13 protein-coding genes and 1 pseudogene are annotated in these 14,411 nt (G+C 70.8%); 10 read left to right on the forward strand and 4 right to left on the reverse strand.

The window, feature by feature from the left end; all coding sequences use genetic code 11:
- Nucleotides 1-2: 2 nt before the first annotated feature.
- Nucleotides 3-920, reverse strand: coding sequence for a DUF808 domain-containing protein (locus tag B2W79_RS02560; RefSeq protein WP_071329389.1), 918 nt, complete (start codon nucleotides 918-920; stop codon nucleotides 3-5).
- Nucleotides 921-968: 48 nt separating this feature from the next.
- Nucleotides 969-1,691, reverse strand: coding sequence for a FadR/GntR family transcriptional regulator (locus tag B2W79_RS02565; protein ID WP_292786712.1), 723 nt, complete (start codon nucleotides 1,689-1,691; stop codon nucleotides 969-971).
- Between the two features lie 128 nt (nucleotides 1,692-1,819).
- Between B2W79_RS02565 and B2W79_RS02570 the strand changes: the two genes are divergently transcribed.
- The 10 genes and pseudogenes from B2W79_RS02570 (at nucleotide 1,820) to msrA (ending at nucleotide 11,900) form a co-directional block, all read left to right on the forward strand.
- Entirely contained in the window at nucleotides 1,820-3,415 is a 1,596-nt protein-coding gene (locus B2W79_RS02570; RefSeq protein WP_151458429.1) for an ABC transporter substrate-binding protein, read from the forward strand.
- A 76-nt stretch (nucleotides 3,416-3,491) separates the two neighbouring features.
- Nucleotides 3,492-4,448 carry an ABC transporter permease gene (locus B2W79_RS02575; RefSeq protein ID WP_151458430.1) on the forward strand — a complete coding sequence of 319 codons (957 nt, stop codon included), beginning with the start codon at nucleotides 3,492-3,494 and terminating at the stop codon, nucleotides 4,446-4,448.
- Nucleotide 4,449: 1 nt separating this feature from the next.
- Nucleotides 4,450-6,501, forward strand: a complete 2,052-nt coding sequence (locus B2W79_RS02580) for a dipeptide/oligopeptide/nickel ABC transporter permease/ATP-binding protein (RefSeq protein WP_292786723.1) — start codon at nucleotides 4,450-4,452, stop codon at nucleotides 6,499-6,501.
- Entirely contained in the window at nucleotides 6,498-7,298 is an 801-nt protein-coding gene (locus B2W79_RS02585) for an ABC transporter ATP-binding protein (RefSeq protein WP_292786726.1), read from the forward strand. The genes B2W79_RS02580 and B2W79_RS02585 overlap by 4 nt, the downstream gene beginning before the upstream one ends.
- Before the next feature lie 15 nt (nucleotides 7,299-7,313).
- The gene (locus tag B2W79_RS02590) at nucleotides 7,314-8,258 is read left to right on the forward strand and encodes a dihydrodipicolinate synthase family protein (protein ID WP_292786729.1); all 945 of its coding nucleotides are present in this window, start codon (nucleotides 7,314-7,316) and stop codon (nucleotides 8,256-8,258) included.
- The gene (locus B2W79_RS02595; protein ID WP_292786732.1) at nucleotides 8,258-9,190 is read left to right on the forward strand and encodes an ROK family protein; all 933 of its coding nucleotides are present in this window, start codon (nucleotides 8,258-8,260) and stop codon (nucleotides 9,188-9,190) included. Before B2W79_RS02590 ends, B2W79_RS02595 begins: the two co-directional genes overlap by 1 nt.
- Nucleotides 9,187-9,873 (forward strand): N-acetylmannosamine-6-phosphate 2-epimerase, encoded by a 687-nt coding sequence (locus B2W79_RS02600; RefSeq protein WP_071329382.1) that lies wholly within the window; start codon nucleotides 9,187-9,189, stop codon nucleotides 9,871-9,873. The genes B2W79_RS02595 and B2W79_RS02600 overlap by 4 nt, the downstream gene beginning before the upstream one ends.
- A 5-nt stretch (nucleotides 9,874-9,878) precedes the next feature.
- Nucleotides 9,879-10,786: pseudogene (locus tag B2W79_RS02605) on the forward strand (DUF4862 family protein).
- Between the two features lie 107 nt (nucleotides 10,787-10,893).
- Nucleotides 10,894-11,361, forward strand: coding sequence for a peptide-methionine (R)-S-oxide reductase MsrB (gene msrB / locus B2W79_RS02610; protein ID WP_062637836.1), 468 nt, complete (start codon nucleotides 10,894-10,896; stop codon nucleotides 11,359-11,361).
- Nucleotides 11,358-11,900 carry a peptide-methionine (S)-S-oxide reductase MsrA gene (gene msrA, locus B2W79_RS02615; protein WP_025102782.1) on the forward strand — a complete coding sequence of 181 codons (543 nt, stop codon included), beginning with the start codon at nucleotides 11,358-11,360 and terminating at the stop codon, nucleotides 11,898-11,900. The genes msrB and msrA overlap by 4 nt, the downstream gene beginning before the upstream one ends.
- Before the next feature lie 88 nt (nucleotides 11,901-11,988).
- Here msrA and B2W79_RS02620 read toward each other — a convergent pair whose 3' ends face one another.
- Nucleotides 11,989-12,789: an alpha/beta fold hydrolase gene (locus B2W79_RS02620; protein ID WP_292786740.1), complete on the reverse strand. Its 801-nt coding sequence runs from the start codon at nucleotides 12,787-12,789 to the stop codon at nucleotides 11,989-11,991.
- Between the two features lie 117 nt (nucleotides 12,790-12,906).
- Entirely contained in the window at nucleotides 12,907-14,376 is a 1,470-nt protein-coding gene (locus tag B2W79_RS02625; protein WP_071329380.1) for a catalase, read from the reverse strand.
- Nucleotides 14,377-14,411: the final 35 nt, after the last annotated feature.

The raw sequence follows: 14,411 nt of genomic DNA on the forward strand, positions 1-14,411 counted from the left end.
CGTCAGACGTGGATGTCGGCGGGAGAGGCCTCGCCCTCGTGGAAGCTCGGCTTCCTGCCGAAGAGCTTCGCGATGCCGAGGACGACGCCGACGATCACGAGGCCCCAGACGAGACCGGCGATCGCGGAGATGATCGTGTCGACCACCCACACCACGAAGCCGCCGAGAGGCTCCAGCGCGTGCTCGACCGCATGGAGAACGTCGGCCGGGGCGTGCAGCCCGACCTCGCCGAGGTTGATGAGGACGAGGTGCCCGCCCACCCAGAGCATGGCGACGGTGCCGAGCACGCTGATGAAGCGGAAGACCGCGGGCATCGAGCGGACGATGCGGGTGCCGGTGTGCCGGACGCGCTGGGCCGGGTTCTTCGCCATCTTCAGGCCGATGTCGTCGATCTTCACCAGGAGCGCCACGGCCCCGTACACCGCGACGGTCATGACCAGCGCGATCACGGCGAGGATCGCGAGAGTGGACCAGATGCCGAGTCCCTTGTCGAGGCTGGCGAGGGAGATGAGCATGATCTCGGTCGAGAGGATGAGGTCGGTGCGGACGGCGCCGAGCACGAGTCTCCTCTCGTCGCGAGCGCCCTCGTCGGCGTGGCCGTGCTGCACGCCGAACCACTCGAGCACCTTCTCCGCGCCCTCGAAGCACAGGTACGAGCCGCCGAGGATCAGCAGGTAGGGCAGCACCCACGGCGCGAAGGCCGTGAGCAGCAGCGCGATCGGGATGATGATGACGAACTTGTTCACCAGCGACCCGAGGGCGATCTTGCCGACCACGGGGAGCTCGCGGGCCGGGGTGAGGCCCTGCACGTACTGCGGGGTCACGGCGGCGTCATCGATGACGACTCCGGCGGCCTTCGCCGACGCCTTCATCGCGGCGCTCAGGATGTCGTCGACGACGGCGAGCAGTCCAACGGACATGCGGGTCCTCTTTCCGTGGTGGGAAAGTCAGACTACCGACTCCCGGGCTCAGGCCCGCACGTCCTCCGCGGTCGCCAGCACCCGCTGCAGCGGCTGATAGTGCTCAATGACGGCCTGGCGGTAGCGCTCGACGTCGCCGGAGCGCGCGGCGTCCAGCATGTCGCCGTGCGCCTTGGCGGTCTTGTGGATGTCGTCGGGCTGCGCGATGCCGAGCTGCGGGAGCACGGCGGTGTGCACGTCCCAGAACGCTCCGACGAGCTGGCCGACTAGGCGGTTGTCGATGGCGCCGAAGAGTCGGGTGTGGAACGCCCTGTCCTCGTCGAGGAAGTACTCGCCGCGGCCGGCCTTGTCGACCATCTCGGCGACGAGCTCGTCGAGCTCCGGGTCCGCCTGCGCCTGAGCGGCCTCGACCACGCGCTCGGCCATGGAGAGGTCGAGCGCGAGGCGCACCTCGACGACCTCGCGCAGGGCCTGCAGCGAGCCCTCGGGGGAGAGCACACCGCGGAAGACGAGCGCCTCGACCATCGGGTCCAGCGACATCGAGCCCACGTAGGTGCCGTGTCCGTGCCGGACGTCGACGATGTCGAGGGTGGAGAGCGTGCGGATCGCCTCACGGACCGAGGAGCGCGACACGTCGAGCTCTTCGCAGAGTTCGGCCTCGGTCGGCAGCGGATCGCCGGGGGTGAGTCCGCGCGTGAGGATGAGCTGCTTGATCTGATCCGCCGTCGTGGCTCGCCGCATCCGCGACGCCCTCCCCGTGGTGGACTTCATAGGGTCCCTCTCCTGCCTGCCGGAAACGCTCCGATCCTCTCACTCTTGTGATCCGGTCGAACGTGTGTTTAGAGTACATCAGACGTCAGATGTCCTCAAGGCGTCGCCCCCCACCACCTGGAGCACACATGAACCGACACAGCACTCGCCGCCGCGCGGGTCGTCTCGCGATGGCGGTCGCCGGCACGGTCGCCGCGTCCCTCGCCCTCGCCGGCTGCGGCGGCGGCGCCGCCAGCACCGCCGAGAGCCCCGCCGCGAGCGACATCGACCCGGACGGCATCATCGAGGCCGGGATCTCGTACACCCTGAACGGCAGCTTCGATCCGATGGTCGCCTCCGGTGCCGTCACGGTCTCGGCGAACTGGCACATCTTCGAGGGACTCATCGACCTCGACCCCGTCACGCAGGAGCCCGCCCCCGCCCTCGCCGCCGACTTCCCGACGCAGGTCGACGAGACGACCTACGACATCGACCTCCGCGAAGGCGCGACGTTCCAGAACGGAGACCCGGTCACCGCCGACGACGTGGTCTTCAGCTACGAGCGCGTCCTCGACCCGGCGAACAACTCGCTGTTCCGCTCGTTCGTCGAGTTCATCGACACCGTCACCGCCGTCGACGAGGACACCGTCCGGATCACCACCGACTACCCGTTCTCCCTCATCGACGATCGACTCGGCGTCGTCAAGATCGTGCCGAAGGCCGTGGTCGAGGCCGATCCCGAGGAGTTCGGGGCGAACCCGATCGGCTCCGGCCCCTACGCCCTCGTCTCCGCCGTTCCCGAGGACAAGATCGTCTTCGAGCGGTACGACGACTACAACGGCCCGCGTCCCGCGCTCGCCGCGGGCATGAACTGGAACCTCCTGGCCGACGCCTCGGCCCGCGTCACCGCGATGTCGACCGGCACGGTGCAGGCGATCGAGGACGTGCCGTACATCGACGCCGACGGACTGGCGGCCTCGGCCGAGGTCGAGAGCGTGCAGTCGTTCGGCCTCCTCTTCATGATGTTCAACACGAAGGCCGAGCCGTTCGACGACGTCCGCGTCCGCCAGGCGCTGCACTACGCGCTCGACATGGACAAGATCATCGAGACCGGCATGCTCGGCAACGCCACCCCGGCCACGTCGTTCCTGCCCGAGGACTACCCGAACTACCACGAGGCCTCCACGGTCTACTCCTACGACCCGGAGAAGGCGGAGGAGCTGCTGGCGGAGGCCGGGGTCTCCGACCTCGCGATCACGCTGCGCATGACCGATACCGGGTGGGTGAAGGAGGTCGCCCCGCTCATCAAGGAGTCCCTCGACGCGATCGGGATCGACACCACGCTCGACATCAGCCAGTCGGCGTCGATGTACGAGAAGGTCGACTCCGGCGACTACACCGTCGCCATCGCCCCGGGTGACCCGTCGGTGTTCGGCGTGGACCCCGACCTGCTCATGAACTGGTGGTACGGCGAGAACGTCTGGACCCAGACGCGCACCGCCTGGGCCGACTCCCCGGAGTACGCCGAGCTGCGCACGCTGCTCGACACCGCCGTCACCCAGGAGGGCGAGGAGCAGCAGGAGTCCTGGAACCAGGCGTACGACCTGATCTCCGACCAGGCCGTGCTGTACCCGCTGTTCCACCGCAAGCTGCCCACCGCCTGGAGCTCGCAGGAGCTGGTCGGCTTCCAGCCGGTCCCCACGACCGGACTGTCGTTCCTCGACGTCGGCGTGGCCGCGAAGTAGCACCTGCCCGACAGGGCGGGGGCGCGCTCGCCCGAAGAGCGCGCCCCCGCCATCCCACCCCCGGAAGGAGCGGCTCGTGTCCCACACGCTCCGCCTCGTCGGCCGGCGACTGCTGCAGTTGCCGCTGATGATCCTCGGCATCACGTTCCTGGTCTTCTTCGTGATGTCGTTCTCGCCCGTCGACCCGGCACGCACCGCGCTCGGCGAGACCGCCTCCCCCGAAGCGCTGGAGGCGTACCGCGAAGACCACGGACTGAACCTCCCGCTGTTCGTCCGCTACGTGAACTTCCTGTTCGGCCTCGTCCAGGGCGACCTGGGCACCTACTCCGCCCGCAGCCTGCCGGTGGTCGACGAGGTCGCCCGGGCTTTCCCGGTGACGCTGGCCCTGACCTTTCTCGGTCTGGTGATCGCGGTCCTCGTCGCGTTCGTGATCGGCGTCCTCGCCGCGGTCTACCGCGACCGCTGGCCCGATCAGGTCATCCGCGTCTTCGGCGTCGCCGCGCTGTCCACGCCCTCGTTCTGGCTCGCGATCCTCCTCATCCAGGTGTTCACCCTGGCGCTCGGCGTGCTGCCGGCCTCGGGCCCGCTGCCGGCCTTCGCCGACGACCCGTCCGGGTGGCTCGCCCGGATGACCCTTCCCGCGGTCGCGCTCGCCGTGCCCGTGATCGGGCAGCTCTCCCGGGTCGTGCGCACCTCGATGGTCGAGGAGCTCGATCGTGACTACGTGCGCACCGCCCTCGGCGCCGGCATCCCGCGGGTGATCGTCGTCGGCCGCAACGTGCTGCGCAACGCGCTCATCACCCCCGTGACGGTGCTCGGTCTCCGCATCGGGTACCTGCTCGGCGGCGCCGTGGTGATCGAGATCATCTTCGCGATCCCCGGGATGGGCACCCTCATCCTCAACGGGGTCACCAACAACGAACCGAACCTCGTGCAGGGCGTGACGCTCGCGGTCGCGCTCGCGTTCGTCGTGATCAACATCATCGTCGACCTCCTGTACGTGCTCATCAATCCTCGAATCCGGGCGGTGTGACATGCGACGCAGACTCACGGAACGGCTCTCCGTCCCCGGCCTCCGCTGGGGCCGCCTCTCCCTCGGCTCGATCATCTGCCTCGCCGTGCTCGCGATCATCGCGCTCGCCGCGATCCTGGCTCCGCTGATCTCGCCGTACGACCCGCTCGCCTCCGGCTCCCCGGTGCAGCCGCCGAGTGCGGAGCACTGGTTCGGCACCGACCGGCAGGGTCGCGACATCTTCTCCCGCCTGGTCTACGGCGCCCGCTACTCCCTCGTGATCGGGCTCGGGGCCACCCTCGTCGCCCTCGCCGTCGCCTGCGTGCTGGGCACGATCGCGGCGACCGCGCCGAAGTGGATCTCCGAGACCCTCATGCGCGTCATGGACGTGATCATGTCGTTCCCCGGCATCGCGCTCGCCGCCGTGTTCGTGGCGGTGTTCGGCAAGTCGCTGCCGGTGCTCGTGCTCACGATCGCGTTCCTCTACGTGCCGCAGCTCACGCGCATCGTCCGGGCGAACATCCTCGACCAGTACGGCGAGGACTACGTCTCGGCCGTCCGTGTGATGGGCGCAGGGACCCCGCGGATCATCGTGCGGCACGTCGCCCGCAACGCCATGGCACCCGTGCTCGTCTTCGCCACGGTGCTCGTCGCCGACGCGATCGTGTTCGAGGCCTCGCTGTCGTTCCTCCAGGCCGGCGTGCCCGACCCCGAGCCGTCCTGGGGCAACGTGATCGCCGCGGGCCGCAACCTGCTCATGAGCGGAGCCTGGTGGGCGACGTTCTTCCCCGGCATCCTCATCATGATCACGGTGCTGTGCCTCAACATCCTGTCCGAGGGGATGACCGACGCCATGGTCTCGCCGCGCGCCAGGAAGATCACCGCCGATGCCGCGAACACGGAGGAGTCGACGCACGACCTGGAGGAGGCCGCCGCCCCGGACGACACCCACGTCATCCCGACGGTCGACACCGCGGTCAACCTCTCGGTGCCCAGCGGCGTGCCCGACGTCCTCGTGCCCACCGCGGAGACGGTGCCGCTGGCGGAGCGCCTCGCCGAGCTGCGGGCCCGCGAAGGCGCCCGCACCGATCGCCTGGTATACACGGGAGACGCCGCGCCGCTGCTCGAGGTGCAGGACCTCTGCATCTCCTTCCCGCGCCACGGCGACGTCGACGTGGTCGACCACGTCAGCTTCACCGTGCGCCCCGGCGAGACCATGTCGCTCGTGGGGGAGTCGGGGTGCGGCAAGTCCATCACCTCGCTGGCGATCATGGGGCTGCTCGATCCGAAGGCCGACATCCGCGGGCGCATCCTGTTCGACGGCAAGGATCTGCTGCGGATGACGCCGAAGGAGCGCAACGCGCTGCGCGGCCACGACATCGCGATGATCTACCAGGACGCGCTGAGCTCGCTGAACCCCGCGATGCTGATCCGCGCGCAGATGAAGCAGCTCACGTCCCGCGGCGGCACCCGCACGGCCGAGGAGCTGCTGGAGCTCGTCGGTCTCGATCCGAAGCGCACGCTCGCCTCGTACCCGCACGAGCTCTCGGGCGGCCAGCGGCAGCGCGTGCTCATCGCGATGGCCCTGACCCGCGACCCGCGGCTGGTGATCGCCGACGAGCCCACCACGGCCCTCGACGTGACGGTGCAGGCGCAGGTCGTGGAGCTGCTGATGCGGCTGCAGCGGGAGCTCGGGTTCGCACTGGTGTTCGTCTCGCACGACCTCGCCCTCGTCGCCGAGCTCTCGCACCGGATCACGGTGATGTACGCGGGCCAGGTCGTGGAGCAGGGCACCACCCGCGAGGTGCTCACGCAGCCCGTCCACGAGTACACCCAGGGCCTGCTCGGGGCGGTGCTCTCGATCGAGGCCGGCTCCGACCGCCTGCATCAGGTGTCCGGTGTCGTCCCCTCGCCGCGGGACTTCCCGCAGGGCGACCGCTTCGCGCCGCGCTCCGCGGACCCCGCCCGGTACGCCGGCGTGGAACCCGTGCGGCGGCACATCGACGGCACCGAGCACTACTACTCCGCGCATCCCGACGATGCGCCCGTCGAACCGATCGGAGCAGGACGATGAGCGAAACCGTCATCCAGCTGCAGGACGTGCACGTCCGCTACCGGGCCCGCAGCTCGTCGTTGTTCCGCCCGCACTACGTCGACGCGCTCGCCGGGGTCTCGCTCACGGTCCGCCGCGGACAGACGCTGGGCATCGTGGGCGAGTCCGGCTCGGGCAAGTCCACCTCCGCGAAGGTGCTGATCGGCCTCGAGAAGCCCACGAGCGGTCAGGTCGTCTTCGACGGGGAGACCGTGCGCTCCTTCACCCCCGCGGTGCGCAAGCGCCTGGGGCGCATCCTCTCCGTGGTCTTCCAGGACCCGGCGACGGCTCTGAACGCCCGCATGACCGTGCGGGACGCACTGCTGGATCCGCTGCAGGTGCATCGCCTCGGCTCCCCGGCGAGCTGGGACCGCAAGGTCCGCGACCTCATCGGGCTCGTGGGGCTGCCGTCGTCGGCGCTGGAGGCGCTGCCCAGTCAGCTCTCCGGCGGCCAGCGGCAGCGCGTGGCGATCGCCAGAGCCCTCGTCCTCGACCCCCAGGTCATCGTCGCCGATGAGCCGACCTCGGCCCTCGACGTCTCGGTGCGCGCGCAGATCCTGAACCTGCTGACCGACCTGAAGCAGCAGCTCGGGCTGGGCATGGTCTTCATCTCCCACGACATCCAGACGGTCCGCTACCTCTCCGACGAGATCGCCGTGATGAACAAGGGCCGCGTGGTCGAGCACGGCGACGCCGCCCGGGTCTTCGACGACCCCGCCGACCCCTACACCCGCACGCTGCTGGGGGCCGCGCCCTCGCTGCTCGAACCCCACCACTGAAAAGACGGAACACCTATGCCTTCCCCCGCTCCCGCCCTGTCGTTCTCCGGCGTCGTCCCGCCGGTCGCCACCCCGCTGCTCCCGGACGGGACGATCGACCACGCGTCGCTCACCCGCCTCGTCGAGCGCCTGATCGGGGAGGGCGTCTCCGGACTGTTCGCGCTCGGCTCCACCGGCGAGACCGCCTACTTCACCGATGACCAGCGCGTCGGGCTGCTGCAGACGATCGTCGCCGCGAACGATGGACGCGTGCCCGTCATCGCCGGGGCGATCGAGCTCACGGCCCCGCGCATCATCGAGACGGCCCGCCGACTCGCCGCCGCGGGCGCGCAGGCGATCGTGACCACCGCGCCGCTGTACACGTTGAACTCGCCGGCCGAGGTCGCCGCGCACTTCCGCACGATCGCCGCCGCGATCGACGTGCCGCTGTGGGCCTACGACGTGCCGGTACGCGTGCACGCCAAGCTCGGCATCGACCTTCTCGTTCAGCTCGGCCGGGAGGGCGTGATCCAGGGGGTGAAGGACTCGTCCGGCGACGACGTCGGGTTCCGCCGGCTGATCGCGGCGAACGAGGCTGCCGGTCGCCCGCTGCAGCTGCTCACCGGACACGAGGTCGTCGTCGACGCGATGGCCCTCGTCGGTGCCGCCGGTGTCGTCCCGGGCCTGGCGAACGTGGAGGCTGCGGGCTACGTGCGGCTCTGGGAGGCCGCGCAGCGCGGTGACTGGGCGACCGCGCGGGCCGAGCAGGAGCGCATCAACCGGCTCTTCGACATCGTGTTCCAGCCCCAGGGGCTGTCCGGCGACGCCACCGGCGTCGGGGCGTTCAAGGCGGCGATGCACGCGCGCGGCATCATCGACCACGCGGCGATGGCCGACACGGTGGAGCCGCTGACGCCGGAGGCCGTCGCCGGCATCCGCACGATCCTCGACGAGCTCGGTCTGCTCCCGGTCGCCGTCTGATGCGCGAGGTCGTCCTCGCCGTCGACATCGGCGGCACCAAGACGGCCGCGGCCCTCGCCGACCGGGCGGACGCGCTGCTGCGAACCACCGCGGCGCCGACCCCCGCGAGCGAGGGACCCGCCGCCGTCGTGGCGACCGTCGCCGCGCTCGCGGAGGACCTGATCGACGACGGGACCGTGCTCGCCGGGGTCGGCGTCGGCGCCGCTGGCGTGGTCGACGCCCGCACCGGGACGATCGTGTCGGCGACCGACACCTTCGCCGACTGGCCGGGCACTCCGCTGGCCGCCCTGATCCGGGAAGCGCTCGCGGACCTGCTCCCCGCCGACGCGCCGGTCGCCGTGCAGAACGACGTCGACGCGCACGCCACGGGGGAGTACCTGCACGGGGCCGCCGCGGGAGCCGCGAGCGCCCTCGTCGTCGCCGTCGGCACCGGGGTCGGCGCGGGCGTCATCCTCGACGGCCGTCCGGTGCGCGGTGCCCATCACGTCGCCGGCGAGCTCGCGCACCTTCCCATCCCGGGCGCCGCGCACCTCCGCTGCCCTTGCGGCCGGAACGGACACCTCGAAGCGCTCGGCTCCGGCATCGGTCTGCACCGGCACTACCTCTCGCTCGGCGGTGACCCGGCGCTGCGCGATGCGCGCGGGGTCGCCGCCGCGGCCGGCACGGGGGACTCCCTCGCCGTCCGCGCCGTCCAGGACTCCTCCGCCGCCGTCGGCCGCGCACTCGCGGGAGCCGCGACCCTCCTCGATCCGGAGCGGATCGTCGTCACCGGCGGCGTGCCGCGCATCGGCGAGCTGTGGTGGGACTCCCTGCGGGCGGCCTTCCACGCCGAGGCCATCGACGCCCTGCACGACACCCCCATCCTGCCGGGAACCCTCGGCGACGACGCGCCGCTGCGGGGAGCGGCGGCATCCGCCTGGAGGCGACCATGACATCCACTCCCATCCTCGAACGCCTTCACGGCGGCCTGATCGTCTCCTGTCAGGCGTACCCCGGGGAGGCCATGCGCGACCCGCGCACCATGGCGCAGGTCGCCGACGCCGCCCTCGTCGGCGGTGCCGCCGGGATCCGCGTGCAGGGCATCGACGACATCCGCGCGGTTGCGGACCTCCCGGTGCCGATCATCGGGCTGTGGAAGGACGGCGACGCCGACGTCTTCATCACGCCGACGCTGGAGCATGCCGTGGCCGTCGCCGATGCGGGCGCCGACATCGTGGCGATCGACGGCACCCGACGCCCCCGGCCCGACGGCCGGACGCTCGCGGAGACCATCGTCGGGCTGCGTGCGCATTCCGACGCGCTCATCATGGCCGACTGTGGTTCGCTCGACGACGCGATCGCCGCCGAAGCCGCGGGCGCCGACATCATCGGCACGACCCTGTCCGGCTACACCGGGGAGCGGCCGAAGGGCGACGGCCCCGACCTCGAGCTCATCGGCCTCATCGCGGCACGCTGCACGCGCCCGGTCGTCGCAGAGGGCCGCATCCACACCCCGGCGCACGCCGCCGCCGCGATCGCCGCGGGGGCCTCCGCGGTCTGCGTCGGCACGGCCATCACCCATCCGGCCACCATCACGTCGTGGTTCGCGCGGAGTCTCGCCGAGGCCCGTCAGTGACCCCCGTGCTCCTCAGCGCCTATCCGCTGTCCCCCGCGCACGCCCGGTGGGATCCGGCACTCGAGGCCGCGCTGCTGCCGGAGCTCTGCGCGCTCCCCGGGGTGGCCGGGCTCGAGGTGCCGTGGATGGGGGCGGTGCATCCGCACGACCCGTCCTGGCTCCTCGACCACGTGCCGGCCGTGCCCCTTGCGGTCACCGCAGTGCCGTTCGTGATGCGGCGGCTCGGGGAGGATTCGTCGTACGGCCTCGCCTCACCGCAGGCGGACGGGAGAGCTGCGGCGGTGGCGGATCTGCGGCGCGTGGCGGACGATGTCGCGCGGCTCACCGCCGAGAGCGCCGCATCGGTCGCGGTGGTGATGCTGCACACCGCGCCCCGCGGGAGGGGAGACGGGGACGCGCTCGCCCGGTCCCTGGAGGAGGTCGCGGCGTTCGACTGGAGCGGAGCCCGGCTCGTCATCGAGCACTGCGACGCCGCCGTTCCCGGTCAGACGCCGGAGAAGGGGTTCCTCCCGCTCGCTGCCGAGATCGCGGCCATCCGGTCCACCGGTTCCCTGGTCGGCCTCTGGCTCAACTGGGGGCGGTCGGCGATCGAGCTGCGAGACGCGGACGCGGTGACCGCGCAGATCGCCGACGCCGGGCCTCGGGGCTGCTGACCGGGCTCGCGTTCTCCGGGGCCGCGCCGGTCGAGAGCCCGTACGGCCCCGCCTGGGTGGACGCGCACCTGCCCATCGCGGAGACCCATCCCGCGTCCGCCTCGCTGCTCGACGCGGCACACGTCCGCGCGGGGCTCCGCGTCGCGGGCGCCGTGCCCTGGCTCGGCCTCAAGGTCGCGCGACGGCCGGAGGATCGCACGGTCGCGGAGATCGTCCGCACCGCGGAACGGAACCTCGCCGTCGTCCGAGACGCGGGCTGAGCGCGAGAAACTCTCAGCCCGCTCCCAGCCCCGCGGGACCAAAACGGGCTCGTCCCTGGTTCTCCTCAGTGACGCCGCAGCCAGCGGCGTCGGACAAGGAGCCACTCATGTCGAACGACTACGGCAGGACCCCCGAGGCCGTCAGCGGTCTCACGAACCTGCAGTACGAGGTCACGCAGCAGGACGCCACCGAGCCGCCCTTCCGCAACGCCTACTGGAACAATCACGACGACGGCATCTACGTCGACGTCGTCTCCGGGCAGCCGCTGTTCTCCTCCCGGGACAAGTACGACAGCGGCACCGGCTGGCCGAGCTTCACGCGCCCGATCGACGCCGACGCCGTGACCACGAAGACCGACCGCACGCTGTGGATGACCCGCACCGAGGCGCGGTCGTCCGGGGCCGACAGCCACCTGGGGCACGTCTTCGACGACGGGCCCCGCGCCGAGGGCGGCCTCCGCTACTGCATGAACTCGGCGGCCCTCCGCTTCATCCCGGCGGAGGATCTCGAGAAGGAGGGGTACGGTCGCTACAGCCCCCTCTTCACCACCCACACCTCTGAGGAGCAGTCATGACCGACACCGGAACCATCACCCGCACCCCCGGGACCGAGACGGCCGTCCTCGCGGGCGGCTGCTTCTGGGGCATGGAAGATCTCATCCGCCGCCAGCCCGGGGTGATCGACACCCGGGTGGGCTACACCGGCGGGGAGAACGACCACGCGACCTACCGCAACCACCCCGGTCACGCGGAGGCCGTGGAGATCGTGTTCGACCCGAGTGCGACGACCTATCGCGACATCCTGGCCTTCTTCTTCCAGATCCACGACCCGTCGACGCTGAACCGTCAGGGCAACGACATCGGGTCGAGCTACCGGTCGGCGATCTTCCCGCTCACCCCCGAGCAGGAGCAGGTCGCCCGCGACACGATCGCCGACGTCGACGCCTCCGGGCTGTGGCCGGGGAAGGCCGTCACGACGATCGAGCCCGCCGGTCCGTTCTGGGAGGCCGAGCCCGAGCACCAGGACTACCTCATCAAGTACCCGAACGGCTACACGTGCCACTTCCCCCGCGCCGGCTGGGTCCTGCCGAAGCGCGAGGACGCCACCGCCTGATCCCCGAGACCCCGCTTTCGCGCCGAGACCCCCTCCTGCACACGCATGCAGGAGGGGGTCTCGGCGCATAGACGGGGTCTCGGCGCGCTCAGGACCCGGCGAAGAAACCGAGCGCGGCCTCCTTGAAGTCGCGGGAGCCGGGGGCGTTGAAGTGGTGGCGGTTCGGGAGCTCGACGAAGCGGGCATCGGGAGCCGCGGCCGCCAGTGCCCGGGAGCCCTCGATGATCGCGTCCTTCGATCCTGTCGCGAACAGCAGCGGCACGACCGGGGCGTCCGCGGGATCGGGATCGATCGTGCCGGAGCCCCGAAGTCCCTCGGCCAGGGCGATGAGCGCGCGCAGATCGTTCCCGGGCACCCGCTCGGTCAGCGCGATGTAGTTCTGCGTCGTGCGGTCCTCCACCGGGGTGCCGTCCGCGATGTACGCGCGCACCTGGTCGAGGTCGAGACGCGCGAGGGGGATGCCGTCGGGGACACCGCCCAGGACCGCCCGGCCGATCCGATGCGGGAGCTCGCGGGCCACCTCCCACCCCACCCGGGCTCCGAGCGAGTAGCCGAGGTAGAACGCGTCGTCGACGAGGTACGTGTCCATGACGGTCTCGACGTCGGTCACGAGGTTCCGGATGGCGTACGCGTCGGACTCGTGCGGCTTGTCGCTCTTCCCGTGGCCGCGCTGGTCGAGAGCGAGCACGCGGTACCCGGCCCTGGTCAGCTCGCGCACCCAGCCGGTCAGCACCCAGTTGTCGCGGGCGCCCGAGGCGAAGCCGTGCACGGCCACCACGACGGGAGCGTCGAGCTCGCCCCACGTATACGTCGCCAGTCGCGTGCCGTCCGCCGCGTAGACGTGCTGCGGGGCGGGCATCTCGGTGAGGTCGGAGAGGGGAACAGCCACCCCACCATCCTCCCCCCACTCCTGCCTTCCGTGGCGCCGAGACCCCGGTTATGCGCCGAAACCCCCTCCCCGCGGTGTCGCGGAGAGGGGGTTTCGAGGAGAACCCGGGGTCTCGGATCAGACGCGGTCGCGCAGGGCGGCGCCGAGCTCGGCGTCCACATTCGTCCAGTACTGGAAGAAGCGCTCGCGGATGGCGTCGACCGTGATCGAACGGCCCTGACCGGTCAGGACCTCCAGGAAGCGGGCGCGCTGCGGGCCGTCGAAGACCTCGCGGTACAGCGTGCCTGCCTGACCGAAGTCGTCGTCCTCGGCGTGCAGCGTCGCGGCGGAGCGGGTGAGCTCGCCGTCCGCCGACCAGTTCACCTCGATGCCCTTGGCCGGGTCGGCCTCGGGGCCACCGGGGGTCCCGAAGGAGTTCGGCTGGTAGGTGCGGTGCGCGGCGTCGTTGTACTGGTACCGCATCGAGCCCTCGTGCTGGTAGTTACGGGTCTCGGCGGCGTGCGGCTGGTTCACCGGCAGCTGGTTGTAGTTCGCGCCGATGCGGTGCCGCTGGGCGTCCGGGTAGGCGAAGATCCGGCCCATGAGCATCTTGTCGGGCGAGAGGCCCGTGCCGGGCACCTGGTTCCCGGGCGTGAAGCCGGCCTGCTCGATCTGTGCGAAGAAGTTCTCCGGGTTGCGGTTCAGGGTCAGCGTGCCGACCTTGATGCGCGGGTAGTCCTTCTTCGAGATCGTCTTGGTGAGGTCGAAGGGGTTGAAGCGGTAGTCCTTCGCCTCCTCGTACGGCATGATCTGCACGTAGAGGTCCCACTTCGGGAAGTCGCCCTCGGCGATCGACTGGAACAGGTCGCGACGGTAGTGGTCTGCGTCGGAACCGGCCAGCTGCTCGGCCTCCTCCGGGCTCATCGCCTCGACACCCTGGTGGGAGACGAAGTGATACCGGACCCAGAACACCTCGCCCTCGGCGTTGACCCACGAGTAGGTGTGCGAGCCGTAGCCGTTCATGTGACGCCAGCTGCGGGGCAGACCGCGCTCGCCCATCAGATAGGTGACCTGGTGGGCGGTCTCGGGCGAGAGCGTCCAGAAGTCCCACTGCATGTCCGCGTCGCGCAGGCCGGAGTCGCCGAGGCGCTTCTGGGAATGGATGAAGTCCGGGAACTTGATGGCGTCGCGGAGGAAGAACGTCGGGGTGTTGTTGCCGACGATATCGAAGTTGCCCTCGGTCGTGTAGAAGCGCAGCGAGAACCCGCGCACGTCGCGCCAGGTGTCGGGGGAGCCCTGCTCGCCGGCGACGGAGGAGAAGCGGATGAGCGTCTCGGAGGTCGCGCCCGGCTGGAACACGGCCGCCCTGGTGTACTTCGAGACGTCCTCGGTGACGACGAACTCGCCGAACGCGCCGCCGCCCTTGGCGTGCGGATTGCGCTCCGGCACCCGCTCGCGATTGAAGGAGGCGATCTTCTCCACCAGGTAGTGGTCGTGCAGCACGGTGGGGCCGTCGGGGCCCACCGTCAGCGAGTGAGCGTCGCTCGCGATCGGCGCTCCGGCCTGTGTCGTCGTGGCCGGACGGCCCGCGTCGGTGGGGTTGGTCATGGTCTTCTCCTTCTCCGCGCGGACATGCCGAACGG

The organism is Microbacterium sp. UBA7513 (genome assembly GCF_002478345.1).
Taxonomy (GTDB): Bacteria; Actinomycetota; Actinomycetes; order Actinomycetales; family Microbacteriaceae; genus Microbacterium.

Bases quoted from the DNA above. Each gene is read 5' to 3' on its own strand.
- B2W79_RS02560 (WP_071329389.1), bottom strand. From the start codon at position 920: ATGTCCGTTGGACTGCTCGCCGTCGTCGACGACATCCTGAGCGCCGCG.
- B2W79_RS02565 (WP_292786712.1), bottom strand. From the start codon at position 1,691: ATGAAGTCCACCACGGGGAGGGCGTCGCGGATGCGGCGAGCCACGACG.
- B2W79_RS02570 (WP_151458429.1), top strand. From the start codon at position 1,820: ATGAACCGACACAGCACTCGCCGCCGCGCGGGTCGTCTCGCGATGGCG.
- B2W79_RS02580 (WP_292786723.1), top strand. From the start codon at position 4,450: ATGCGACGCAGACTCACGGAACGGCTCTCCGTCCCCGGCCTCCGCTGG.
- B2W79_RS02585 (WP_292786726.1), top strand. From the start codon at position 6,498: ATGAGCGAAACCGTCATCCAGCTGCAGGACGTGCACGTCCGCTACCGG.
- B2W79_RS02590 (WP_292786729.1), top strand. From the start codon at position 7,314: ATGCCTTCCCCCGCTCCCGCCCTGTCGTTCTCCGGCGTCGTCCCGCCG.
- B2W79_RS02595 (WP_292786732.1), top strand. From the start codon at position 8,258: ATGCGCGAGGTCGTCCTCGCCGTCGACATCGGCGGCACCAAGACGGCC.
- B2W79_RS02600 (WP_071329382.1), top strand. From the start codon at position 9,187: ATGACATCCACTCCCATCCTCGAACGCCTTCACGGCGGCCTGATCGTC.
- msrB (WP_062637836.1), top strand. From the start codon at position 10,894: ATGTCGAACGACTACGGCAGGACCCCCGAGGCCGTCAGCGGTCTCACG.
- msrA (WP_025102782.1), top strand. From the start codon at position 11,358: ATGACCGACACCGGAACCATCACCCGCACCCCCGGGACCGAGACGGCC.
- B2W79_RS02625 (WP_071329380.1), bottom strand. From the start codon at position 14,376: ATGACCAACCCCACCGACGCGGGCCGTCCGGCCACGACGACACAGGCC.